The organism is Nonomuraea sp. NPDC050404, assembly GCF_040655495.1.
Taxonomy (GTDB): Bacteria; Actinomycetota; Actinomycetes; order Streptosporangiales; family Streptosporangiaceae; genus Nonomuraea.
On the sequence record NZ_JBFAKB010000028.1, the window covers coordinates 47,349 to 71,178 of the forward strand.

Below are 23,830 nucleotides of genomic sequence, written 5' to 3' on the forward strand. Positions count from 1 at the left end.
CGCGCCCGATCACGTGATCCTCGTCCTCGCGGGCGTTATTCTGTCGGGGTCTTGACCTAGAGTGCGGTGCATGACGTTGACCGAGCCGGTGATCATCGGAGCTCTCTCCCCGTCCCGGGCGGGCGATTTCATGACGTGTCCGCTGCTCTACCGCTTCCGGGTGATCGATCATCTGCCGGAGAAGCCGTCGGCGGCGGCGGTGCGCGGCACGGTGGTCCACGCGGTCCTGGAGCGTCTCTACGACCTGCCGGCGCCGCAGCGCTCGGTGCAGGCGGCGCTGGAGTTGCTGGAGCCGCAGTGGGAGCGGCTGCTGGCCGACGATCCGCAGTACGCGCAGATGTTCGCCGACGAGGCCGAGCAGGCGCAGTGGCTGGAGCAGGCGCAGGAGATGCTGCGGCGTTACTTCACCTTGGAGGACCCGACGCGGCTTGAGCCGGCCGAGCGGGAGCTCTACGTGGAGGCGGTGCTGGACAAGGGGCTGATGTTGCGGGGCTACGTCGATCGGCTGGACGTGGCGCCGAGCGGCGAGGTCCGGGTGGTGGACTACAAGACGGGCAGCGCGCCGGGGCCCGACTTCGAGGCCAAGGCGCTGTTCCAGATGAAGTTCTACGCGCTGGTGTTGTGGCGGCTGCGCGGGCAGGTGCCGCGGCTGCTGCAGCTGGTCTATCTGGGCGGGCAGGGCGAGGTGCTGCGGTACGCGCCCGACGAGGCCGACCTGCTGGCCACCGAGCGCAAGGTGATGGCGTTGTGGGCGGCGATCGAGCGGTCGCTGGAGACGGGCGAGTGGCGGGCGCGCAAGAGCCGGCTGTGCGACTGGTGTGACCATCAGGCGTTGTGCCCGGAGTTCGGCGGCACGCCACCACCGCTGCCGGACCGGCAACCGGGCGACACGCTGCGCAGCCGCCGCTCGGCCACCGACGAACTCTGACAGCGCCGCCACGCGCACCTGAGCCACCGTACGTACCTGGCGGCGTGGCAGCGCAGCGGCGTGACGACGCGGCGATGTGGCGGCGCGGCGGTCTGGCGGCGTGACGGTGCGGCGTGACTGCGTGGTGGCGTGGTGGTGATCGAGTGGTGGCGGTCCTGTGGCCTTTATCCTCCCGAGGGAGGAGGTTGCGGGCTCTCACCTGGTCTTACAGTGAAGCGGTGCGCATAGATCGGACCAGGCTCCACGACACGGTGCTCGCCGGGGTGGTGGCCGCGGCTTCCGTGGCGCTGTTCGTCGTCTACGGGCCCGACCATCTGCGGGCCGAGGGCGTGACGATCGCAGACATGCGTTCGCCGGACGCGTACGGCGCGTTGCTGCTGGTGGCGGCGTGCGCGCCGATCGCGGTGCGACGCCGCTGGCCGCTGGCGGCGCTGGCCGCGGGGCTGGCGCCGCAGACGCTGCTCAACGCGCTCGGCTACGGCTCGGGCCTGTCGTCCCTGTCGGGCATGGTGCTGCTGTTCTCGGTGGCGTCCTACCGGGGGCTGGCGGTGGCGCTGGTGGCGCTGGTCATGTCGCTGGTGACGTACGCGACGGGCGTGATCGCGGGGCCGGTCAGGGCGGCGGGCTGGAACGAGTACGTGGTCGTCGCCGTGGTCCTGGTGGCGGTGTGGGGCGCGGGGCGCAGCCTGCGGTTGCGCAGGGCGTACCTGGAGGAGCTGAAGGACCGGGCGGCCAGGCTGGAGCGGGCGCACGCCGCCGACACCCGGGCGGCCAAGGCCGAGGAGCGCTCCAGGATCGCCCGCGAGCTGCACGACGTGGTCGCCCACCATGTCAGCGTGATGACGGTGCAGGCCGCGGCGGCGCGGCGGGTGCTGGCCTCCGACCCCGATCTGGCGCATGAGGCGTTGTCGGCGATCGAGCACACGGGCCGGCTGGCGATGAGCGAGATGCGCAACATCGTGGGCGTGCTGCGCACCGACACCAGGGCGGACGCGCGGGCCGAGCTGGGGCCGCAGCCGGGCGTGCGGGACCTGCCCGCGCTGGTGGAGCAGATGCAGGAGGCGGGCCTGCCGACCCGGCTGCAGGTGGAGGGCCGGGCGCAGCCGCTGCCCGCGGGCGTGGACCTGGCCGCCTACCGGCTCATCCAGGAGGGGCTGACCAACAGCCTGCGGCACGCGGGGGCCGGGGCCAAGGCGGTGGTGACCGTCCGGCACGACCCGCACGAGCTGGACGTCCGGGTGGAGGACGACGGCAGGGGCGCGGCGGGCGTGCCGGCGGATGTACGGGCCGTGGTGGCGGACGCCGGGGCCGGTGAGCTGCCGCCTGGGCACGGTCTGGTGGGCATTCGCGAGCGTGTTGCCCTCTATGGTGGAATCCTGAGCATCGGTCCGCTGCCCGGGGGCGGTTTCGAAGTGCGGGCGAGGTTCCCGTTGAAGGACGGCCAATGACGATCAGAGTGCTGCTGGTGGACGACCAGCCGCTGCTGCGTACCGGTTTCCGCCTGATCCTCGAGGCCGAGCCCGACATCACGGTGGTGGGCCAGGCGGGCGACGGCAAGGACGCGCAGGAGCAGACCAGGGCGCTGCTGCCCGACGTGGTGCTGATGGACATCCGGATGCCCGGGGTCGACGGCATCGAGGCGACCCGCAGGATCGTGCGGGAGGCCGCGCCGGCGGCGCACGTGCCGAAGGTGCTGGTGCTGACCACGTTCGACCTGGACGAGTACATCGTGGAGGCGCTGCGGTCGGGAGCGTCGGGGTTCCTGCTGAAGGACGTGCCGCCGGATGAGCTGGTGCAGGCGATCCGGGTGGTGGCGGCGGGCGACGCGATCGTGGCGCCGAGCGTGACGCGGCGGCTGCTGGACAGGTTCGCGACCCGGCTGCCGTCGGCCTACGAGCAGGCGGCCCCGGCTCGGCTGGACCGGCTGACCGAGCGGGAGCTGGAGGTGCTGCGGCTGATCGCCAAGGGCATGTCGAACGCGGAGATCGCGGCCAAGCTCGTGGTGAGTGAGACGACGGTCAAGACGCATGTCGGCAATGTGCTGACGAAGCTGGGGCTGCGGGATCGGGTGCAGGCCGTGGTGCTGGCGTACGAGACGGGGCTGATCACGCCCGGCGCCACCTCGTGAGGCTCCCCCGAACGCCGAGGCTCCTGCGCCCGCTGAGGACCCGCCCGCTGAGGACCTGCGCCCGCTGAAGCCGATGTTCTCCGCCCGCCCTCACCGGGGCGGGCGGAGAACGTTTCAGGCGTCGGCGGGTTCGGTGGGCTTGGCGGCCGTTTCCGGGGCGTTCTCGGGGAAGTGGCAGGCCACCCGATGCCCGCTGGCCAGCTCCGCCAGCGGCGGCTCGACCTTCTTGCAGATGTCCTGCGCCTTCCAGCAGCGGGTGTGGAAGCGGCAGGCGGGCGGCGGGTTGAGCGGGCTGGGCACGTCGCCGGTCAGCCGGATGCGGTCGCGGTCCTTGCGGGTCTTCGGGTCCGGTACGGGCACCGCCGACAGCAGGGCGTTGGTGTAGGGGTGCATCGGCGAGGCGTACAGCCGCTTGCGGTCGGCGATCTCGACGATCTTGCCGAGGTACATGACGGCGACCCGGTCGCTGATGTGCCGTACCACCGACAGGTCGTGGGCGATGACGACGTAGGTCAGGTCCAGCTCGTTCTGCAGGTCTTCGAGCAGGTTGACGACCTGGGCCTGGATGGAGACGTCGAGCGCGGAGACCGGCTCGTCGGCGATGATCAGCTTGGGCTTGAGCGCGAGCGTGCGGGCGATGCCGATGCGCTGCCGCTGCCCGCCGGAGAACTCGTGCGGGTAGCGGTTGTAGTGCTCGGGGTTGAGCCCGACCAGCTCCAGGATCTCCTGCACGGCCTTCTTGATGCCGTGCTCGGTCTTGACGTCCTGGATGCGGAAGGGCGCGCCGACGATCGCGCCGACCGTGTGCCGGGGGTTGAGCGACGAGTACGGGTCCTGGAAGATCATCTGCATGTCGCGGCGGAGCGGCCGGAGCCTGCCCTGCTTCATGTGCGTGATGTCCTGGCCCTCGAAGACGATCTTGCCGGCGGTGGGCTCCAGGAGCCTGGTCACCAGCCGCCCGGTGGTGGACTTGCCGCAGCCGGACTCCCCCACCAGGCCGAGCGTCTCGCCCTTGAACACCTCGAAGTCGATGCCGTCGACCGCTTTCACCGCGCCGACCTGGCGTTTGAGCAGGCCCTTGGTCACGGGGAAGTGCTTCTCCATGCCCTGCACGGAAAGGAGCGGCTCGTTGTCGGTGGTCACTGGGTCTCCAGCACTGGCTTGATCTCGTTGTCCCAAAGGTCGCGCCGCTCGGTCTTGTCCATGTGGCAGCGCACCAGGTGGCCGCCCTCGGTCTCGGCCAGGGCGGGCACCTCGGTGTCGGCCTTGCCGGCCGTGCGCTCGGCGTACGGGCAGCGGGGGTGGAAGGCGCAGCCCGGCGGCACGTTGATCAGGGACGGCGGCGAGCCCTTGATCGGCATGAGCCGCTCGGTGCGCTCGCGGTCGAGGCGGGGCATCGAGCCGAGCAGGCCCCAGGTGTAGGGGTGCTCGGGGCGGTAGAAGATGTCGTCGCTGGTGCCGTACTCGATGCACTTGCCGCCGTACATCACCAGGATGTCGTCGGACAGCTCGGCGACCACGCCCAGGTCGTGCGTGATGATGATCAGCGCGGAGTTGAACTCGCGCTGCAGGTCGCGCATGAGGTCGAGGATCTGGGCCTGCACGGTCACGTCGAGCGCGGTGGTCGGCTCGTCGGCGATGAGCAGTTCGGGGTCGTTCGACAGCGCCATGGCGATCATCGCGCGCTGCCGCATGCCGCCGGAGAACTGGTGCGGGTAGTCGTCGACCCGGCGGGCGGGCTCGGGGATGCCGACGCGGCCCAGCATCTCGATCGCGTGCTTGCGGGCGACCTTCTTGGTGACGTCGTGGTGGATCCGGTACGCCTCGATGATCTGGTCGCCGACCGTGTAGTACGGGTGCATCGCCGACAGCGGATCCTGGAAGATCATCGCCATCTTCTTGCCGCGCAGCCCCCGTACGTGCTCCTGGGTCGCGCCGACCAGTTCGGTGCCGTCGAGCCAGATCTCGCCCGAGATGCGGGCGCTGCTGCCCTTGTGCAGGCCGAGGATGCCGAGGCTGGTGACGCTCTTGCCCGAGCCGGACTCGCCGACGATGCCGAGCGTCTTGCCGCGCTGGAGCGCGAACGACAGCCCGTCGACGGACCTGACCAGGCCGTCCTCGGTCGGGAAGTGGATGCGCAGGTCCTTGACCTCGAGGAAGTCGTTCATGAGAGCCTCACCCTCGGGTCGACCACGGCGTACAGGAGGTCGACGATCAGGCTGGCCACGACCACGAACAGGGCCGCCATCAGCGTCACGCCCATGACCGCGGGCAGGTCGTTGTTCTCGATCGCGTCAACCGCGTACTTGCCGAGGCCGTTGAGCGAGAATGTCTTCTCGGTCAGCACGGCGCCGCCCATGAGCAGGCCGAAGTCCAGGCCGAAGACGGTGAGCAAGGGGGTCAGCGCGGCGCGCAGGCCGTGCTTGACGACCACCTTGCGCTCGACCAGGCCCTTGGCGCGGGCGGTGCGGATGTAGTCCTCACCCATGGTCTCCAGCATGCCCGCTCTGGTGAGCCGCGCGTAGGTGGCGGCGAACAGCAGGGCGAGGGTGATCCAGGGCAGGATGAGATTGTAGGCCCACATCACGGGGTCGATGGTGATGTCGACCCACGCGCCGCCGGGCGCGGTCCAGCCCAGGCCGTAGCTGAAGAAGGCCATCGCGATCATGCCGGTGAAGAAGATGGGCAGTGACACTCCGGCCAGTGCCACGCCCATGGCCGTTCGGTCGAAGAAACTGCCGCGTCTCAGCGCCGACAACACGCCGGTCGCCATGCCGCCCAGCGCCCACAGGATCGCCGCCCCGATGCCGAGGGAGAGGGTTATTCGCATGCGGTCGAGCAGGTTGGGCCAGACGGGCTGCTGGGTGATGAAGGAGTAGCCCATGCAGGGGGCCGGGCAGTGCTCGACCGTGGTGCCGGTGTCGTACTCGGTGCCGGCCACGATGCCCTTGACGAAACGCCCGTACTGGACGGCGATCGGGTCGTAGAAGCCGAGCCGCTGCGCGACGAGCTTGATGGTCTCGTCGGTGGCGGTTCTGCCCACGTACCGGGCCGCGAACCCCTCCGGGGTGGCGCCCGCCAGGCGCGGCACCAGGAAGAAGATCGCGAAGGTGACGATGCTGACGATCACCAGCATCGCCACGGCGCCGATCACGCGCCTGATGATGTATGTGCCCACTGTGACCGGCTCCGGCCGCCGGCCAGGTACGGGGTTCGCCCCTACCGGGCCGGCGGCCTGCTGCCTTCACCTGCCAATCTTCGCTGTGTTTCGCCTACTGCTGGACGCCGAGGCCGACGTAGTCGTACATCGCCTGGGAGTCGCTGACGAACACGTTCGTCAGGCCCTTGCCGCGCAGGAACAGCGCCTTGGCGTACACGTTGGGCAGGACGACGGCCTCCTCCATGACGCGCTGGTCGACCTGGGACCACATCTCGCCGCGCTTGGTGGCGTCGGCCTCGCCCTTGATCTGGTCGATCATCTTGTCGACCTCGGGGATCTTGACCGACAGGTTGTAGTTGCCCGCCGCGCGGATGTCCCGGCTGTCCACGATGGCCTGCAGGAAGCCGTAGGTGTCGGGGTAGTCGGCGCCCCAGCCGTTGACCGCCAGGCCGATCTTGTTCTCCTTGACGTAGGCGGGCTTGCCCGCGTACAGCGCGAAGTAGTCGTCCTGCGGGTACGGCTTGAGCGTCAGCTTGATGCCGACCCTGGCCAGCGACTGCTGCAGCGACTCGGCCGCGGCCTTCTCCTTGGTGCGCTCGGTGCGGTAGGAGATGTTGGTCTCGAAGCCGTTGGGCTGGCCGCACGCGGCGAGGGCCTGCTTGGCCTTCTCGACGTCGCCCTTGTCGCCGTCCGTCTTGTAGGTCGCGATCTCCTTGTAGCCGGCCATGCTCGGCGGGATCAGGCCGGTGGCGACGACGCCGCCGGTCTCGCCGCCCCAGGCGCGCTGGAGGCTGGAGCGGTCGGCGGCGAACTGCACGGCCTTACGGCACTCGATGTTGTCCAGCGGCGGCACGTCGGGGATGACCGAGGTGTACCAGGTGCGCTGCTGCGTCGGGTTGTCGGTGCGGGCCTGCTGCGCCGGGTCGCCGAGGATCTTGGGCAGCGCGGCGGCGCTGACGCCGAGGCCGTCCACCGCGACGTGCACGTCACCGGAGATGATGCGGTTGTCCAGGTCGTCGGCGTTGACCTTGGTCTGCACCTCGATGCGGTCGGGCAGCGCCGGCCTGTTGGGGTCGGTCGCCGGGTCCCACTGGTCGTTGCGGACCAGGGTGAAGCCCTTGCCGATCTCGTTCTTCTCGAACTTGTACGGCCCCGTCGAGATGACGTGCTCCTGGTACTTCGTACCGGTGTCCTTGGCCTGCGGGACCGGCATCGTCATCGGCATCTGCACGATGTAGTCGAACAGGCCGAACGGCTCCTTGAGCTTGAAGACGATCGTCTGGTCGTCGGGCGTCTCGATCGCCGAGGAGATGTCGGCGTCCTTGTCCTTCAGCGCGCCCTTGTAGTCCTTCGGCCAGTTGAGCAGCGCCATCAGGTAGGTCGGCCCGTTCGGGAAGACCTCCTTGTCGTAGGAGCGCGCCACGGCGTAGGCGACGTCCTTGGAGGTGACCGGGGTGCCGTCCTCGAACTTGACGCCCTTGCGCAGCGTGTAGGTCCAGGTCTTGAGGTCGTCGCTGGACTTGCCCAGGCTCTCGGCCAGGTCGGGGACCAGCGTGTTGCCCTCGGCGCCGGGGGCCGACTTGAACATCAGCAGGGCGCGGCCGTACAGGCGGGCGAAGTTGAGCGCGTAGCCGTAGTAGGTGTTGCCCGGGTCGAGGCTGTCCCAGTCGGCCGTGTTCGCCATCTTCAGCGTGCCGCCCTTCTTGTCAGAAGGGTTGAAGATCTTGCCGATCGCGCCGTCGGCCACGTCCTGGGCGCCGCCGGCCGCGCTCTGCGAGGCGCCACCCTGGCCGGGGCTCTGCGTGGGCGTGCCGCCACAGGCGGAAAGGGCCAGAGCCAGCGCCGCTCCTAGGGCGGCGGTGATGATGGTGGGTCTTCTTCTCAACAAGGTGTCGCACCCCTTTGTGTATGGAAGCCGAGAAAGGGAGAAGGGGACCGCTCAGCGCTTGCCGCGCGGGTCGAGCGCGTCGCGCAGGCCGTCTCCGAAGAGGTTGAAGGCCAGCACGGTGATGAAGATGGCCAGACCGGGGAAGATCATGAAGTGCGGGATCGTGTAGAACCGCGCGGCGTCGGCGAGCATGCCGCCCCACGTGGGGGTCGGCGGGCGCACGCCCACGCCGAGGAACGACAGCGCCGCCTCGAACAGGATGTTCGAGGGGATGAGCAGCGTCGAGTAGATCAGGATCGGCGCGATCAGGTTGGGCAGCAGCTCGCGGAAGATGATGTACGGCCCGCGCGCGCCGAGGCTCCTGGCCGCGTCGACGAACTCGCGTTCGCGCAGCGACAACGTCTGCCCTCGGATGATGCGGCCCAGATAGGGCCAGTTGAAGAACCCGATGATGAAGATCAGCAGGGCCACTCTCAGCGTGTCGCCCTTCAGCCCGAACGCCTCGTCGGGGATGACGCCGGCCAGCGCGATGGCGAACACCAGGATCGGGAAGGCGAGGAAGACGTCCATCGTCCGGCCGATCAGCGTGTCGACCCAGCCGCCGAAGTAGCCGGCGACCACGCCGAGGATGGTGCCGATCACGACCGACAGCAGCGTGGCGAGGAAGGCGATCAGCAGCGACACGCGGGCGCCGTAGACGACCCGGCTGAAGATGTCGCGGCCGTTGGACGGCTCGACGCCGAACAGGAACTCGGAGCTGATCCCGCCGAAGGGCAACGTGGGCGCCCCCGTCCGGCCGTCGGTCAGGTCCTCGTGGAACTCCAGCGGGTCGTGGCCCAGCCAGCTGACGATGAGCGGGGCGAAGACGGCCACGAGGATGAGGAAGACGATCACGCAGGCCCCGGCGACCGCCACCTTGTCGCGCTTCAGCCTGCGCCAGGCGATCTGACCGAGGGAGCGGCCCTCGATGGCCTTGCGGTCCTCGCCCGCGAGCACCCCGTCCGACGGCGCGGTCGAGGCCGACTCGGGAACGTCCAGCGGGGCGGTCACGCGACCGCCTCCACCCGTGCCACCCGCCACGACCGCATCAGCCCATGCGATCGCGCGACCAAGGTACTGCGCATACTTTCCAGGCCCCCTGGATTCCAGACGACGTCTGCCAGCCGGACGGCTGCCCGGTCTGGGTGTGACGCCCGTGCTCAAGGGACCGCATGTCACGGCCCCAGGACGCAGGATGTATGCGCTGAGCTGGTATTACAAGCTCTTTCCAGCTCCCTGTGGCTCAACTGTGATTGACGCGAAACTCATTCGTATCGATCTTGAACCGAATGTCTACAAGTCGTCCCGGTTGCGTCTCGGAACTGTGACATTGGCGGGCATCAGCTGATGCCGCGGCGTTTGAGAAGTTCCTCGATGTCAGAGAAGTCGTCGTCGCTCTTGGCGGCCGGCTTCTGGCTCCTGGCCGGCTGCGGTGGTGCCGCTTTCTGAGCCGCCTGCTGACCCCGCTCGGCGGGCGCCGGCTGCGGCTGCCCCGCCGCCTTGCCCGCGACGGCCGGCTTGCCCGTCCCGCCCTGCACCGGCTGCTGCTCCTGCGCCGCGCCCTTCTTCCTGCCGATCCGGCCCGCGGACAACTTCCTGCCGCGCATGAAGCCCGACACCACGAACAGCACGACCGACAGCCCCGCCACGGCCACCCCGGCCCACACCATCGGGTTGAACACCAGGCTGGTCACGAAACCGACCACGGTGCCGACGATGTTCCACAGGGCCTGCAACGCCCCGGTCAGATAGGCCGCGATCGGCAGCAGCGCCCACGCCGTCACCCGCATCCCGGCCGCCGCGCCCCTGCGCCTGAACGCCAGGAAGGCCAGCACCAACCCGACGATGCTCGCTCCGGCGCACAGTGGCAGCCAGGCTATGGCCCCGAAGTCACCCATTCCGCCGCCCCCTCATCATCGCTCGTGCCCTCCATCCTGACACGCGGAGGCTTGTCCGCCTCCTCCGCGAGAACCACATTTCCCTTAGGGGATACAACGCGTCAGGACCGCAAAAGATCCCTGAGATCCCCGACACCGACCTCGGTCAGCGAGGAGACCACCAGGCGGCCGGGGGCCGACTCGATGGGCAGCAGGCTCGGCACGGCCACGACGGCGCAGCCCGCCGCCGTCGCGGCGGCCACGCCGTTCGGGGAGTCCTCCAGGACCACGCACCGCACCGGCCGCACGCCGAGCAGCCGGGCGGCCGTCAGGTACGGCTCGGGGTCCGGCTTGGTACGGGTCACGTCGTCGGCCGTCACGACCAGGTCGAAACGGTCCCTGCCGATGCTCTTGAGCGCCGCGTCGGCGATCTCCTTGAGCGAGGAGGTGACCAGCCCGACCGGCACCCCCTCGGCGCGCAGGGCGTCGAGCAGTTCGGAGGCGCCGGGCATGACGCGCACCCCCGACGCCAGCCGCTTCACCATGCCGTCGATCATCCACTCGCGTACCGTCTGCGGCGGCACGGCGGACTCCGACACCGCCAGCATGTAGGCCACCGTGCGCTCCATGGACCCGCCGACCAGGTGGGCCTGGTGCTCGGGCGTCCACTCGGCGCCGAGCCTGCCCATCACCTCTGTCTCGATCTCCAGCCAGACCCGCTCGCTGTCGACCAGCAGCCCGTCCATGTCGAAAAATACCGCGTCCATGCTTTGCCCCCGATTCGGTGGTAAGTGTCGGCCCATGTCATAGCCCCCGCGTGAACGGAGGGCTGAATCGTGCTCGCCTTGTGCTGAACGAACGGCACGCGCCGCCGTCATCCCGTTCTGAACGCACGAGGAACGTTCTCGCGGAGGAGTTCCGCGGGCCCGCCCCGGAAAATCAGCCAGAGTTCGCCTCTGGGTCCACACCCGTATCCGGCTTCGCTGTTGGGTGTGTGGCGGCGGGGGGATGCGGTGTGCCGCCGCCGGAGCGCGGGACCGCGACGATCCCCAGGGTGAGCTGCCGCCGCCCCGGCCCGGGGCCGCTGCGCGCGAGCGGCGCGATGATCTCCCGCAGCCGGGCCCGCACCAGCGCCAGCTCCTCCTCATCCACCCACAGCTGCGTCGTCAGGTACGTCAGCCCGTCCGCGACCGGATCCTCCGGCTCCCCCTCCAGGTAGGCGTGCGCCTGCGCCATGAGACCCGTGACGAAGGCGGTCACCGCCCGGTCGTGGTCGGCCGCCGTCATCCGCGCCGGATCCGGCACCGCCACCTGGACCGCGGGTTCGTCGAGCTCGTAGGTGTGCTCGACCGCCCCGCGCACCTTGCGCTCCCCGCTGACGCGGATGACGCCGGCGCCGGCGAGCCAGCGGACATGCCGGTAGAGCGTGCTGTAGGGCACGTCAGGCAGCGCCTGCCGCAGTTCGGTGCCCGTATGGGGGCCGAGCGCCAGGATCTGCGCCACCCGGATCCGCACCGGGTGCAGCACACCGACGTCACTCACTGGCGTCCTTCCTGCCGATCGTCCTCCACCGGAACTCTACCGCGACATTGATTCCACTTTTGGCTATAGTGCCAAATATGAACTCAATAGATGTCCAGGAACGCCTCACCGAGGAGGCCGGCCGGCACGGCGTCCCGGGCGCCACCCTCGCGGTCCTGTACGACGGCGCGATCACCGAGGCCGCCACCGGCGTGCTCAACACGCGCACCGGCGTCGAGGCCACCCCCGGCTCGATCTTCCAGATCGGCTCGATCACCAAGACGTGGACCGCCACGATGATCATGCAGCTGGCGGACGAAGGGCGGCTGGACCTCGACCGGCCCGTCAGGGACCACCTTCGGGACTTCGCGCTGGCCGACCCGGACGCCGCCGCGACCGTCACGCCGCGGCACCTGCTGACGCACACCGCGGGCTTCGCAGGTGAGGACATCACGGACTACGGCCGGGGCGACGACGCCGTCGCGGCCCTCGTGGCCAACCTGCGCGGCGCACCCCAGGTCACCGCGCCGGGGACGCTGTTCTCGTACAACAACGCGGGTTTCGTCGTCCTCGGCCGGCTGATCGAGGTGCTGGACGGCCACAGCTGGAGCCGTTCGACGCAGTGGCGGCTCATCGAGCCGCTCGGCCTGCGGGCCGCGGTCACGCTGCCGGAACAGGCGCTCATGCACCGGGCCGCCGTCGGCCACGTCGGCGAGGGAGAGCACGCGGGGCCGGCCCCGGCCTGGTCACTGCCGCGGGCGCTGGATCCGGCGGGCGGGCTCGTCATGAGCGCCACGGACCTGCTGGAGTTCGCCCGGCCGCTGCTGGCCGACGGGCTCGCGGGCGACGGCACGCGGCTGCTCTCCGCCGCCTCCGCCCGCGCGATGCGCGCCCGCCAGGTGTCGTCGCCGCCGCTGTCGGGGTTCCCCGCCGCGTACGGGCTCGGCATGGAGCTGCATGACTGGGACGGCGGCACGGTGATCGGCCATCACGGCGCGACGATCGGCCAGAAGGCGTTCCTGCGCATGGTCCCGGACGCGGGCGTCGCGGTGGCGCTGCTGACCAACGGCGGCGGCACGGCCGGGCTCTACCAGAACCTGGTGCTCCCGCTGCTGGAGGAGCTGGGCGGCGTGCGCGCGCCCGCGCCGCCGCGGCCCCCGGCGGTCGCGGTGCCGGTCGCCGATCCCCGCCGGTACGTGGGCGACTTCGACATGGGCCTGGCCACCATCAGGATCGGCCACGACGGGCGGCGGTCGCTGACCATGACCGTCATCCCGCGCGGCGAGCTCGTCGAGACCCTGGTCACGAACCCGGTCACGACCCTGGCCGCGCTCGACGACGCCCACTTCGTGGAGGTCGAGGCCGAGCACGGCGAGCACCGGGACATCATCTTCCTCGACGCCGACGCCGGCGGGCGCTTCCGCATCCTGCATAACAGCAGGGCCCTGCCGCGAACGGCCTGACCCCCCTGAGTGCTCAGACGTTGAAGTACTTGGCCTCCGGGTGGTGGGCGACCAGGGCGGAGGTCGCCTGTTCGGGGTGGAGCTGGAACTCCTCCGACAGCGACACCCCGATGCGCTCGGGGTCGAGCAGCTCGAACAGCTGCTTCTGGTCCTCCAGGTTGGGGCAGGCCGGGTAGCCGAAGGAGTAGCGGCAGCCCTGGATGTTGACCTTGAGCATGTCGTCCAGGGACTCCTCGCCGCCGATCCGCCACTCCGAGCGCACCCGGGCGTGCCAGTACTCGGCCAGCGCCTCGGTGAGCTGGACCGACAGGCCGTGCAGCTCCAGGTAGTCGCGGTAGGCGTCCTTGGCGAACAGCTCGGCCGTGGCGTCGGAGATCTTCGAGCCCATGGTGGCCACCTGGAAGCCGACCACGTCGACCTCGCCCGTGTCCTTGCCGCGGAAGAAGTCCGACAGGCACAGGTGCCGGTCGCGGCGCTGGCGCGGGAAGGTGAAGCGGGTGCGCTCGTTGCCGTCGTCGCCGAGGATGATCAGCGAGTCGCCGTCGGAGACGCACGGGAAGTAGCCGTAGACGACGGCCGCCTCCAGCAGGCCCTCGGTCTGCATCCGCTCCAGCCACATGCGCAGCCGCGGCCGTCCCTCGGTCTCGACCAGCTCCTCGTAGCCGGGGCCGTCGCCGCCCCTGGTGGGCTTGAGCCCCCACTGGCCGAGGAACAGGGCCCGCTCATCCAGGAAGGCGGCGTACTCGTTCAGCGAGATGCCCTTGACCACGCGGTCGCCCCGGAAGGGCGCGGCCGGCACGGGGTTGTCGGCGGCCACGTCGGAGCGGGCGGGCAGCTCCTCGACGGGCGTGCGCTCCAGCACCGCGCCGGTCTTGACGCGCCGCTCGCGCAGCGGCGGCAGCTTCGCGCCGGCCACGCCGCGCTTGACGGCCATGAACGCGTCCATCAGCCGCAGCCCCTCGAACGCGTCACGCGCGTAGCGCACCTCGCCCTCGAACAGCCCGGCCAGATCCTGCTCGACGTAGGCGCGGGTCAGGGCGGCGCCGCCGAGCAGCACCGGGTACTTCTCCGACAGGCCCCTGGAGTTCATCTCCTCCAGGTTCTCCTTCATGATCACCGTGGACTTCACCAGCAGCCCCGACATGCCGATGACGTCGGCCTTCTGCTCGTCGGCGGCCTCCAGGATGGCCGAGACCGGCTGCTTGATGCCCAGGTTGACGACCTGGTAGCCGTTGTTGGACAGGATGATGTCGACGAGGTTCTTGCCGATGTCGTGCACGTCGCCCTTGACGGTGGCCAGCACGATGCGGCCCTTCGTCTCGCCCTCGACGCGCTCCATGTGGGGTTCGAGGTAGGCGACGGCCGTCTTCATCACCTCGGCCGACTGCAACACGAACGGCAGCTGCATCTGGCCGGAGCCGAACAGCTCGCCGACCGTCTTCATGCCGTCGAGCAGCACGTCGTTGATGATCTCCAGGGCGGGGCGCTGCTCAAGGCCGGTGTCGAGGTCGGCCTCCAGGCCCTTCTTCTCGCCGTCGATGATGCGCCGCTTGAGCCGCTCCCACAGCGGCAGCGCCGCCAGCTCCTCGGCCTTGCCGGCGCGCATGGCGGCGGCGTCCACGCCCTCGAACAGGTCCATGAACTTCTGCAGCGGGTCGTAGCCCTCGCGGCGGCGGTCGTAGACCATGTCGAGCGCGACCTGGCGCTGCTCGTCGGGGATGCGGGCCATCGGCAGGATCTTGGAGGCGTGCACGATGGCGGAGTCGAGCCCGGCGTTGACGCACTCGTTGAGGAAGACGGAGTTGAGCACCATGCGGGCGGCCGGGTTGAGGCCGAAGCTGATGTTGGACAGGCCCAGCGTGGTCTGCACGCCCGGGTAGCGGCGCTTGAGCTCGCGGATGGCCTCGATGGTCTCCAGGCCGTCGCGCCTGGTCTCCTCCTGGCCGGTGGCGATGGGGAAGGTCAGGCAGTCGACGATGATGTCCTCGACGCGCATGCCCCAGTTGCCGGTCAGGTCGTCGATCAGGCGGCCGGCCACGCGCACCTTCCAGTCGGCGGTGCGGGCCTGGCCCTCCTCGTCGATGGTCAGCGCGACCACGGCCGAGCCGTGCTCGCGTACCAGGCGCATGATCTTCTGGAAGCGGGAGTCGGGGCCGTCGCCGTCCTCGTAGTTGACGGAGTTGACCGCCGCGCGCCCGCCGAGCATCTCCAGGCCGGCCTGCAGCACCGCGGGCTCGGTCGAGTCGAGCATGATCGGCAGGGTGGAGGCGGTGGCGAAGCGGAAGGCCAGCTCCTTCATGTCGGCCACGCCGTCGCGGCCCACGTAGTCGACGCACAGGTCGAGCATGTGGGCGCCGTCGCGGGCCTGGTCGCGGGCCGTCTCGACGCAGTCGTCCCAGCGGCCTTCGAGCATGGCCTCGCGGAAGGCCCTGGAGCCGTTGGTGTTGCAGCGCTCGCCGATGGCCAGGTAGGAGGTGTCCTGCCGGAACGGGACGGTCTGGTAGAGCGAGGAGGCGCCCGGCTCCGGGTGCGGGCGGCGCCCGGTGACCTCCTTGCCGCGCACCCGCTCGACCACCTGGCGCAGGTGCTCGGGGGTGGTGCCGCAGCAGCCGCCGACCAGGGACAGGCCGTAGTCGCGGGTGAAGTTCTGGTGGGCGTCGGCCAGTTCCTGCGCGCTCAGCGGATAGTACGCGCCGTCGGCGGTCAGCACCGGCAGGCCCGCGTTGGGCATGCACGACAGCTTCAGCCGCGAGTGGCGGGCGAGGTAGCGCAGGTGCTCGCTCATCTCGGCCGGGCCCGTGGCGCAGTTGAGGCCGACGATGTCGACGCCGAGCGGCTCGATCGCGGTCAGCGCGGCGCCGATCTCGGAGCCGAGCAACATCGCGCCGTTGGTCTCGATGGTGACCTGGGCGATGAGCACGATGTCGCGCCCCGACTCCTCGATCGCCCGCCTGGAGCCGATGACGGCGGCCTTGACCTGCAGCAGGTCCTGGCAGGTCTCGACGATCAGCGCGTCGGCGCCGCCCGCGATGAGGCCCGCGGCGTTGTCACGGTAGGAGTCGCGCAGTTTCGCGTACGGCAGATGGCCGAGGGTCGGCAGCTTGGTGCCGGGGCCCATGGAGCCGAGCACGAAGCGCGGATGGTCGGGCGTGGACCAGTGGTCGGCGGACTCGCGGGCGATCCTGGCGCCCGCCTCGGAGTATTCGAAGACGCGGTCGGGGATGTCGTACTCGCCGAGCGCGGCCCAGTTGGCGCCGAAGGTGTTGGTCTCCACGCAGTCGACGCCGACGGCGAAGTAGGCGTCGTGCACGCCGCGCACGATGTCGGGGCGGGTGACGTTGAGCACCTCGTTGCAGCCCTCGTGACCGTGGAAGTCGTCGAGCGTGGGCTCCTGCGCCTGGAGCATGGTGCCCATCGCCCCGTCGGCGACGATGACGCGCTGGGACAACACTTCTCGCAAGGACGGGGAGATGCTCATGGGGGAAAGCTTATCCGGTGCGCCTCAAGCGCAGTTCGCGCACACCTCCGGCCTGCGTTCACCGCTATTGTATTTTGTGTCAATTGCGTGAGACGTCCCCCTGGGGAGGCTCCATGGCCTACCGCACCGTCCTCGTCGGCACCGACGGCTCGGCGTCCTCCTTCCGCGCGGTCTCGGCGGCGGCCGCCCTGGCCTCGGCCACCGGCGCCACGCTCGTGCTGGCCTGCGCGTACCTGCCCATGCGGGAGAGCGAGCGGGCCGCGGCGGCCGACCTGCTGGGGCGGCTGGCGTACAAGGTGAGCGGGGCCACCCCGGCGGAGGACGCCCTGCGTGCGGCGCGCGGGCACGCCGTGGCGGCGGGCGCCGGTGACGTGGTGCTGGCGGCCGAGCAGGGAGAGGCGGTGGACGTGCTGGTCTCGCTGGCGGGGCGGCACCGGGCCGACCTGCTCGTGGTGGGCAACCGGGGGCTGAACACGCTGGCGGGGCGGCTGCTCGGGTCGGTGCCGTCGGAGGTCACGCACCGGGCCCCGTGCGACGTGCTGATCGTCCGCACGACCGACGGCGGCCGCTGACCCACCGAAGAGCTCCCGCGCGAGCCGGCCCTCCTGGGCGGCGGGTTTCCTGGGCGGCGGGTTTCCTGGACGCGGCCCCCGCGACGCGCCCTCGCAAGCTTGTGGAGTTCGCGGGGCGCGAACGCCGCGTCCGCCTCGCATCGGCCCGAGCCCGTTTCTTCCCGGACTTCCGTCACGCCCGCGCCCGCGTGCGCGAGGTGGGGCGGACGTGCGGCAACCGTGCCGTTACCTGGGGTTACGTGCCGCCCACGCCCCTCGGGCCGCCGCTGCTCCGGCGATCGGGACCGTTCGCGCCCCTGCCGGCCCACACACGCGCAGGCCGTTCGAGGTGGGGTACGGCGCGGCGTTCGCGGGAAGATCGGTGACGGTGAAGCCTGCTTACCGCATAGGCTTAGCGGGACGATGGAGAGAGGAGGCGACACGTGATAGAGCTCGAAGGGCTCCCCGAGCTCGTCGACCCGGTGCTCATTGCCGCGTTCGAGGGGTGGAACGACGCGGGTGAGGCTTCCAGCGGTGTGATCGCCCATCTCGAGTCCGCCTGGAAGGCCGAGCCGCTCGTCTCGCTCGACCCCGACGACTACTACGACTTCCAGGTGACCCGGCCCGTGGTGGAGATGTTGGCCGAGGGGCCGGGCCAGTCGATCACGTGGCCGACGACGCGGCTGCTGCGCGCCAGGCCGCCGGGCCTAGAGCGTGACATCGTCCTGCTGCGCGGCATCGAGCCCAACATGCGCTGGCGCTCGTTCTGCTCCGACATCATCTACGTCTGCCGCGAGCTGGGCATCGAGCTGGCGGTGATGCTGGGCGCGCTGCTCAACGACTCGCCCCACACGCGTCCGGTGCCGATCCTGGGCGGCGCGACGAACTCGGGGCTGGCCCGCTCGATCAACCTGGAGCTGAGCCGCTACGAGGGCCCGACGGGGATCGTGGGAGTGCTGCAGCACGCGTTCGGCCAGGCGGGGCTCGACGCGATCTCGTTGTGGGCGTCGGTGCCGCACTATGTGGCCCAGCCGCCCAACCCCAAGGCGACGCTCGCGCTGCTGCGCCGGTTGGAGGACGTCCTGGAGGTGCCGATGCCGCTGGGCGACCTCGACGAGGAGGCGCGGGCCTGGGAGCGCGGCGTGGACGAGCTGGCCTCGCAGGACAGCGAGGTGGCCGACTACGTCAAGGAGCTTGAGGAGCGCAAAGACGCCGCCGAGCTGCCCGAGGCCAGTGGCGATGCGATCGCGGCCGAGTTCGAGCGCTACCTGCGGCGCAGGGACCGCGACACTGACAGCTAACGCTCAGGGCGCAAATCCGCCAATGTTTCGCGCCTTTGGGCCATAATCGGGAACCCGTATAATTTTCCACCAAGTTGGGATCCCAGATTAGAGTCGCCCGGAACCTCCGGGCACCTCGGCTTCGCACGTGATGCTGCTCAACAACTGACCGCGCACGTAAGGCATGCCATGGCGACACCCCACATAGACCCGCCCCGCAGGAGCCAGGACACCAGGCGGCGCATCCTGGAGATGGCCGTCTCGCTCAGGGAGGACCGGGCCGGCGGCTCGGTGGACTACTTCCTCGCCCTGCTGCAGGACCGCCTCCCCCTCTGGCTCAGCATTCTCCACGATCTTTCCCATCGCATCGGAAAAGGGTCCGTAGCGGACAATCTTCTGCCGATTGCGCGAGCGGGGATTGACTACTACATAGATGTACAAAGCGCCGCACTTCCGGCCTTCACCTCGCCGAACGTGACGGTCCGCTTCCGCCAGGCCGTCCGCGAGACGGGGCTCGGGCCCCGTACGGAGACCGCGCCGCTGGCCGCTTACCTGGCGGCCGAGCAGGGGCTGGGCCGGGTACGGGCCGACGTGGACCCGGAAGGGAGCGCCCGGCTGCTGGTCGCGGGCTGCTTCCACCGGGCCTACATCGAGATGTTCGTCGGCGCCGACGACGGGCCGGCGCGGGAGGCCAGCGCCCGCGAGATCGTACGGGAGCTACGCCTGGAACCCATCCCCCAGCCCGCCTGACCTCTCCTCCGCCCCACCCCGCCCCGCCTGGCCACCTCCAGCCCACCGCGGCGGGCGGCGGGCCTGCGGGGACTCCGGGGCTGCCTGCCTGCGGGCCCGCGGGCTACGCGTGATCGTCAGGTTCGGGTCAGGGGCTGGGGTTCGGCGGTGGTTCTGGTGCGGTGCAGGGCCTCGTCGTAGCGGTGCCAGATCAGTGCCGCCACGTCGCGGTCCGCGCCCAGCGGGTCGCTCACCGGCCCCGTTTCCGCCGAGGACACCAGCCGGTCGTGGAAGTAGCCGGGGGCGAGCAGGTACGAGGCGATAGCCACGCGGGCGGCGGGTGTCGAGCGCAGCCGTTCCATCGCCTCCTCAAGGGACGGCGTGCCGGCCGAGGCGAAGGCCGCCGTCACCGGGCGTGCCAGGCGGACGGCGAGTTGGTGGGCGGCGGCGCGCACGTCGGCCAGGGCCGACGGGTCGGACGAGCCGGCCGCGCCGAGCAGCACGGCGTCCGTGGCGCGCAGGCCCGCCCGAGCCAGCTTGCGGGCCAGCGCCGAGGTCAGCAACCGGTGCGGCCCCAGCCAGCCGGCCACCACCGCGTCCGGGCGGTGCTCGGCGATGACCTCGGGCAGGTCGATGTGCACGTGGTAGCCGCCGGCCAGCAGCAGCGGGACCACGACCACCGGGCCGCGGACCGCGGGCAGGACCTCCGCCAGGAGGGGTGAGCTGATCTCCAGGTAGCTCAGCTCCACGCGCTGCCCTGGACGGACCCTTCTGACCGTGTCCGCCAGCGCCGCCAGGGTGTGCTCCCCCGCGGCGCTGCGCGTGCCGTGCGCGGCCAGGACGAGTGCGGGCGTCACCGGTCTCCCCCGGCGCGCGTGACGCGACCGGAAAACGCAGTGCCCCAAGGCATGGTGTTCTCCTCATGCTGCAAGTGATGCGTGTCGGCGTGATCGTGGGCGTGCGTGGTGGTCAAAGGGCTGCCTCGTACTGGCAGGCGAGGCGGTAGCCGCGCTTGACCACCGTCTCGACGATGCCGCTGGGCCCCAGGGCGCGGCGCAGCCGGGTGATGGCCATCTCCACGGCGTGCTCGGCCGAGTCGCGCGCGACGCTGCCCGGCAGCACCGTACGCAGGTCGGCCCGCGACACCACGTGCCCCGGCTTGTCGGCCAGGCGTTTGAGCACCGCCATCGGGGCGGGCGGCAGCGGCCGGAGTTCGCCGTCCACGACCACCGCGTGCCCGCGGATCTCCAGCCGGTGCCCGCCGGCCGTGAGCCGGGTGACGCCGTGCTCGGGCAGGTGCCGGGCCAGGGCGCGGGCCAGCGCGCCGAGCCGGGAGCGGTCGGGCTGCAGGGTCGGCACGCCGCGCGAGGTGAGCGGGTCGGCGGTGACGGGCCCGACGCAAGCGGCCACGACGGATCCGCTGAACGCGGCCAGCAGCGACTCCTCCAGCCCCTCCGACCTGGCCGCGCCGAGCATGGCGTGCACGGCGGGCGCGCTGGTGAAGGCGACCGCGTCCACCGAACCGGAGATCGTCTGGCTGATCAGGCGGCGCAGCGGCGAGATGTCGCGGTAGGGCAGCCACCGGTAGACCGGGATCTCGATCACCTCGGCCCCGGCCCCGCGTAGGTCGTCCACGAAGTCGCGCAGCGGCTCGCCGTGCTGCTGTACCGCGATGCGCCGCCCGCGCAGGTCCTGGGCCAGCAGGTACTCCTTGACCTCCTGGCACGACTCGGTCGCCGGCGTCCAGTGGTCGTTGAGCCCGGCCGCGCGTACCGCTCCCCTGGCCTTGGGGCCGCGGGTCAGCAGGCGGGAGGTGGACAGGTGCTCGCCCAGGTCGGCGGACAGGCCCCAGCCCTCGGCGGCGGCCATCCAGCCGCGGAAGCCGACGCCCGTGGTGACGACCACGTCGTCGAGCGGCTGCTCCAGGCTCTGGCGGGTGGCGGCGAGCAGGTCGGCGTCCTCCGCCAGGGGGACGAGCCGGATCGCGGGGGCGCTGACGACGCGCGCGCCACGGCGCTCCAGCAGCGCGCCGAACTCCTCGCGCCGCCTGGTCGCGGTCACGCCGATGGTGAAGCCGGCCAGGGCGTCGGGCGCCGTCTCCGGGGAGGATCCGCCCTCAAGGGGAAGCGCGCTCATGCTGGCACCTCCAGATAGTCGAAGATGTCTGGCCGGGCCCCGAGCGCCCGGCCAGACATCACAGGCGCGTGTGACGCAAGTGAGATCACCCTCCGATACTGCTTTCGGGGGGTTTCGCCACTGGGTCTCTTCTGTTACCGCTGTGCTACAAGCAACAAGCTTCACGATTGGCCCGGCTCGGTCATGGGAAACGTTCTTGGAGACGACGCGGCCTATCGGGGAGTTGCGGGTGACGGTCCGGCCTATTCGCGTGTTCGATGATCCGGTGCTCCGCTCGGTCGCGGCACCGATCCAGGATTTCGATCGGGAGCTCCGTCGGCTGGTCAAGGCGCTGACGGCCACCATGCGGGCGGCCTCGGGCCGCGCCGGCCTGGCCGCTCCGCAGATCGGCGAGCCGGTGCGGGTGCTGGTCTACTCCTACGACGGCAGGTCGGGCCATCTGATCAATCCGCGGCTTGAGTTGTCGGAGCGGCGGGTCACCGCTGATGAGGCGTGCCTGTCCGCGCCCGGCGTGTGGTGGCCACTGGAACGCTCCTACATGGTCACGGCGCGTGGCCGCGACATGTTCGGCAAGCCCGTCACGGTGCGGGCGCTCGGGGTGCTGGCGCGGGTGCTGCAGCACGAGGCCGACCACCTCGACGGCGTGCTGTTCAGCGACCACCTGGAGGCTGCCGAGCGCGAACGTTTCCTCGCCGAGGCCCTGCCCGCCATCTGATCCGGCGGGTGCCGGCGAGACCTAGCGGGCCCCGGCCGGCTGGGTGAGTTCTCGTCGCTGCGCGGGGTCGGTGCCGCCCCACACGCCGTACGCCTGCCGGGTGTCCAGCGCGTAGGCGAGGCAGGTCTCCCGTACGGGGCAATTCCCGCACACCTGTTTGGCCTGCTCGACCTGAGACTGGCTGGGACCTTCCATGGAGATCGGGAAGAACAGTTCCGGGTCCAGGTCGAGGCAGGCTGCCCTGCGTGTCCAGTCGAGCATCATCATGATGTTCGCGCTACCCACACCTCAGGGCGTCATACCTCGCTGAGCAGCAGGTCATCCCAGTCGGCCAGAAACCGGCCGAGCCCGTAGCGGGCCAGCGCGGCCGCCCTGGCCGCCTTGCCGGCCTGACCCGCGCTCTCCGGATCCCGGGCGAAGGCGTGCAGGGCGTCGGCCAGCACGTGCACCTTCGTGGACAACACGCCGGCCTCGGGCGGCACGGCCTCGATCGCCTCGGTGGCGGCCAGCGCGACCACGGGCATGCCCAGGGTCATGGCCTCGATCAGGGCCAGGCCGAGCGAGGTCCAGCGGTAGGGGTGCAGGTAGACGCGCCTGCGGGCGAGTTCGGCGTGCATGGCGTGCTGGGGCAGGTCCTCGTGGGTGCCGTACGGCAGCCCGTTCACCTTCATCCCGAACACGTCGAGCGGCACCCGCTCGGCGAAGCGGGGCAGCAGGTCGGTCCCGGCGACCCTGGTGCGGCGTACCGGCTCGTTGACCACGACGCCCGCCCTGGGCAACTCCCCCGTGTACAGGTGGCCGGGGTCGGGGACGCCGTGCTCGATGACGCGGGTCGGGGCGCGGCCGTTGTCCCAGTACAGCTCGTTGAAGTGGGTGACGTGCACGAGCGTGATGTCGGCGCGGCCGGCCAGCGGGTGGCGGGTGCGGGGCACGTCGCCGACCGGCGTGTTGTGCTCGACGTAGATCCCGGGCACGTCGCGGCCCAGCCATTCGCGGGCCAGGTCGATCTCGTGCGGGCGCTGGTAGACGACAACGTCCACGGGTTCGTGGCGCAGGCGGTCGTAGGGCACCTCGCGGGCGTTGTCGGGCCAGTCGTAGGTCGCCGCCCGTCCCCGGCCGTCGGGACCACGGCCGGGAACGAGCGGCAGCACGTACTCGTGGGATCCGCTGAGGAACGCGCCGGCCCAGGAGCCGTGCACGTGCCAGAGCAGGATCCTCACCAGCGGCTCCAGCCCATGGCGCGGGCCCAGGGCGCCGCGGCGGCCGGCACGGGGCTCTCCGCGTCGCTCAGCACGCGGTCCACGACGTCGATGAGGTCGTCGGCGACCTCGGCGGCCTGCTGGATCTCATCGCGCAGCGTCTCCTTGGTCGGGACGAGGATGCCCCTGGCGCCGGCGGCCCTGGCCGCCTCCATGTCGCGGCCGATGTCGCCGACCACCACGCAGTCGCGCGGGCTGACGTCGAGCACGGCCGCGGCCCTGATCACGAGGCCGGGCGCGGGTTTGCGGCAGGTGCAGCCGTCGGCGTCGTCGTGTACGCAGATCGCCCACGCGTCGAACGGGCCGAGCAGCTCCTCCACCCTGGCGTTGACCTGGTCCATCTCGTCCGGGGAGAGCAGGCCCTTGGCCACGCCCGACTGGTTGGTGACCACGGCCACCGGCACGTCGGCGCGTCTGAGCCTGATCAGCGCCTCGATCGCGCCCGGCATGGGCTCGACGAGGGCGGGGTCGCCGTTGTACGGCACGTCCCTGATCAGGGTCCCGTCCCGGTCGAAGAGCACGGCGCCGGGACGTCGCTTTTCGAACACCTTTCACCTCCGTCGCGTGCCCGGCAGCTACCCGGCACCCGACCAGGCAAACAACTACTCACAGTGACCAAATTCAGGATTTTGGTCCGTTTTCGCACCTCATGCGGGGTCGGCAGGTTTGAGCATCGCT

General features: G+C 70.6%; 22 protein-coding genes. 8 read left to right on the plus strand and 14 right to left on the minus strand.

Translation table 11 applies throughout. The annotated features are described in order from the left end of the window. Positions 1–70: 70 nt before the first annotated feature. From AB0I81_RS49780 to AB0I81_RS49790, 3 genes are all read left to right on the plus strand, one after another. Entirely contained in the window at positions 71–928 is an 858-nt protein-coding gene (locus AB0I81_RS49780; RefSeq protein WP_360673920.1) for a RecB family exonuclease, read from the plus strand. A 218-nt stretch (positions 929–1,146) separates the two neighbouring features. Beyond that, entirely contained in the window at positions 1,147–2,376 is a 1,230-nt protein-coding gene (locus tag AB0I81_RS49785) for a sensor histidine kinase (protein WP_360673923.1), read from the plus strand. Continuing rightward, the gene (locus AB0I81_RS49790; protein WP_360673926.1) at positions 2,373–3,056 is read left to right on the plus strand and encodes a response regulator transcription factor; all 684 of its coding nucleotides are present in this window, start codon (positions 2,373–2,375) and stop codon (positions 3,054–3,056) included. Before AB0I81_RS49785 ends, AB0I81_RS49790 begins: the two co-directional genes overlap by 4 nt. A 114-nt stretch (positions 3,057–3,170) precedes the next feature. On the opposite strand, the gene AB0I81_RS49795 is transcribed toward AB0I81_RS49790, so the two are convergent. The 8 genes from AB0I81_RS49795 to AB0I81_RS49830 all read right to left on the minus strand — a co-directional run bounded on the left by AB0I81_RS49795 (position 3,171) and on the right by AB0I81_RS49830 (position 11,562). Continuing rightward, positions 3,171–4,160, minus strand: coding sequence for a dipeptide ABC transporter ATP-binding protein (locus AB0I81_RS49795; RefSeq protein WP_360674223.1), 990 nt, complete (start codon positions 4,158–4,160; stop codon positions 3,171–3,173). A gap of 35 nt (positions 4,161–4,195) precedes the next feature. Beyond that, the gene (locus tag AB0I81_RS49800; RefSeq protein ID WP_360673928.1) at positions 4,196–5,224 is read right to left on the minus strand and encodes an ABC transporter ATP-binding protein; all 1,029 of its coding nucleotides are present in this window, start codon (positions 5,222–5,224) and stop codon (positions 4,196–4,198) included. Beyond that, the gene (locus AB0I81_RS49805) at positions 5,221–6,234 is read right to left on the minus strand and encodes an ABC transporter permease (protein ID WP_360673931.1); all 1,014 of its coding nucleotides are present in this window, start codon (positions 6,232–6,234) and stop codon (positions 5,221–5,223) included. The genes AB0I81_RS49800 and AB0I81_RS49805 overlap by 4 nt, the downstream gene beginning before the upstream one ends. A gap of 94 nt (positions 6,235–6,328) precedes the next feature. Continuing rightward, on the minus strand, positions 6,329–8,104 hold the full coding sequence (locus AB0I81_RS49810) for an ABC transporter substrate-binding protein (protein WP_360673934.1): 1,776 nt from the start codon (positions 8,102–8,104) through the stop codon (positions 6,329–6,331). A 51-nt stretch (positions 8,105–8,155) separates the two neighbouring features. Next, on the minus strand, positions 8,156–9,154 hold the full coding sequence (locus AB0I81_RS49815; protein ID WP_360673937.1) for an ABC transporter permease: 999 nt from the start codon (positions 9,152–9,154) through the stop codon (positions 8,156–8,158). A gap of 329 nt (positions 9,155–9,483) precedes the next feature. Beyond that, complete coding sequence (locus tag AB0I81_RS49820; protein ID WP_360673940.1) at positions 9,484–10,041, minus strand: cellulose synthase; 558 nt, start codon at positions 10,039–10,041, stop codon at positions 9,484–9,486. 101 nt (positions 10,042–10,142) lie between these two features. Further along, complete coding sequence (locus AB0I81_RS49825) at positions 10,143–10,787, minus strand: HAD family phosphatase (protein ID WP_360673943.1); 645 nt, start codon at positions 10,785–10,787, stop codon at positions 10,143–10,145. 172 nt (positions 10,788–10,959) lie between these two features. Further along, positions 10,960–11,562, minus strand: coding sequence for a helix-turn-helix domain-containing protein (locus AB0I81_RS49830; RefSeq protein ID WP_360673946.1), 603 nt, complete (start codon positions 11,560–11,562; stop codon positions 10,960–10,962). 77 nt (positions 11,563–11,639) lie between these two features. Between AB0I81_RS49830 and AB0I81_RS49835 the strand changes: the two genes are divergently transcribed. Continuing rightward, entirely contained in the window at positions 11,640–13,004 is a 1,365-nt protein-coding gene (locus tag AB0I81_RS49835; RefSeq protein WP_360673949.1) for a serine hydrolase domain-containing protein, read from the plus strand. Positions 13,005–13,017: 13 nt separating this feature from the next. On the opposite strand, the gene metH is transcribed toward AB0I81_RS49835, so the two are convergent. Further along, positions 13,018–16,482, minus strand: a complete 3,465-nt coding sequence (gene metH / locus AB0I81_RS49840) for a methionine synthase (protein ID WP_360673952.1) — start codon at positions 16,480–16,482, stop codon at positions 13,018–13,020. A 113-nt stretch (positions 16,483–16,595) separates the two neighbouring features. Here metH and AB0I81_RS49845 point away from each other — a divergent pair, with 113 nt between their 5' ends. From AB0I81_RS49845 to AB0I81_RS49855, 3 genes are all read left to right on the plus strand, one after another. Then, the gene (locus AB0I81_RS49845; RefSeq protein WP_360673955.1) at positions 16,596–17,054 is read left to right on the plus strand and encodes a universal stress protein; all 459 of its coding nucleotides are present in this window, start codon (positions 16,596–16,598) and stop codon (positions 17,052–17,054) included. 422 nt (positions 17,055–17,476) lie between these two features. Then, entirely contained in the window at positions 17,477–18,334 is an 858-nt protein-coding gene (locus tag AB0I81_RS49850; RefSeq protein WP_360673958.1) for a PAC2 family protein, read from the plus strand. Between the two features lie 168 nt (positions 18,335–18,502). Next, positions 18,503–19,063, plus strand: coding sequence for a hypothetical protein (locus tag AB0I81_RS49855; protein WP_360673961.1), 561 nt, complete (start codon positions 18,503–18,505; stop codon positions 19,061–19,063). A gap of 116 nt (positions 19,064–19,179) precedes the next feature. Here AB0I81_RS49855 and AB0I81_RS49860 read toward each other — a convergent pair whose 3' ends face one another. Continuing rightward, positions 19,180–19,899: a CbiX/SirB N-terminal domain-containing protein gene (locus AB0I81_RS49860; RefSeq protein ID WP_360673963.1), complete on the minus strand. Its 720-nt coding sequence runs from the start codon at positions 19,897–19,899 to the stop codon at positions 19,180–19,182. Between the two features lie 112 nt (positions 19,900–20,011). Beyond that, positions 20,012–21,178 (minus strand): uroporphyrinogen-III synthase, encoded by a 1,167-nt coding sequence (locus tag AB0I81_RS49865; protein WP_360673966.1) that lies wholly within the window; start codon positions 21,176–21,178, stop codon positions 20,012–20,014. Positions 21,179–21,407: 229 nt separating this feature from the next. Between AB0I81_RS49865 and def the strand changes: the two genes are divergently transcribed. Beyond that, positions 21,408–21,893, plus strand: a complete 486-nt coding sequence (gene def / locus AB0I81_RS49870; RefSeq protein WP_360673969.1) for a peptide deformylase — start codon at positions 21,408–21,410, stop codon at positions 21,891–21,893. A 21-nt stretch (positions 21,894–21,914) separates the two neighbouring features. Here the strand turns inward: def and AB0I81_RS49875 are convergent, their stop codons facing one another. Genes AB0I81_RS49875 through AB0I81_RS49885 form a run of 3 tightly spaced genes read right to left on the minus strand, consistent with a single transcriptional unit; the run spans position 21,915 to position 23,700 of the window. Then, positions 21,915–22,160 carry a WhiB family transcriptional regulator gene (locus tag AB0I81_RS49875; protein ID WP_360673972.1) on the minus strand — a complete coding sequence of 82 codons (246 nt, stop codon included), beginning with the start codon at positions 22,158–22,160 and terminating at the stop codon, positions 21,915–21,917. A gap of 29 nt (positions 22,161–22,189) precedes the next feature. After that, positions 22,190–23,113, minus strand: coding sequence for a glycosyltransferase (locus AB0I81_RS49880; protein WP_360673975.1), 924 nt, complete (start codon positions 23,111–23,113; stop codon positions 22,190–22,192). Then, positions 23,110–23,700 (minus strand): HAD-IIIA family hydrolase, encoded by a 591-nt coding sequence (locus tag AB0I81_RS49885; protein ID WP_360673978.1) that lies wholly within the window; start codon positions 23,698–23,700, stop codon positions 23,110–23,112. The genes AB0I81_RS49880 and AB0I81_RS49885 overlap by 4 nt, the downstream gene beginning before the upstream one ends. Positions 23,701–23,830: the final 130 nt, after the last annotated feature.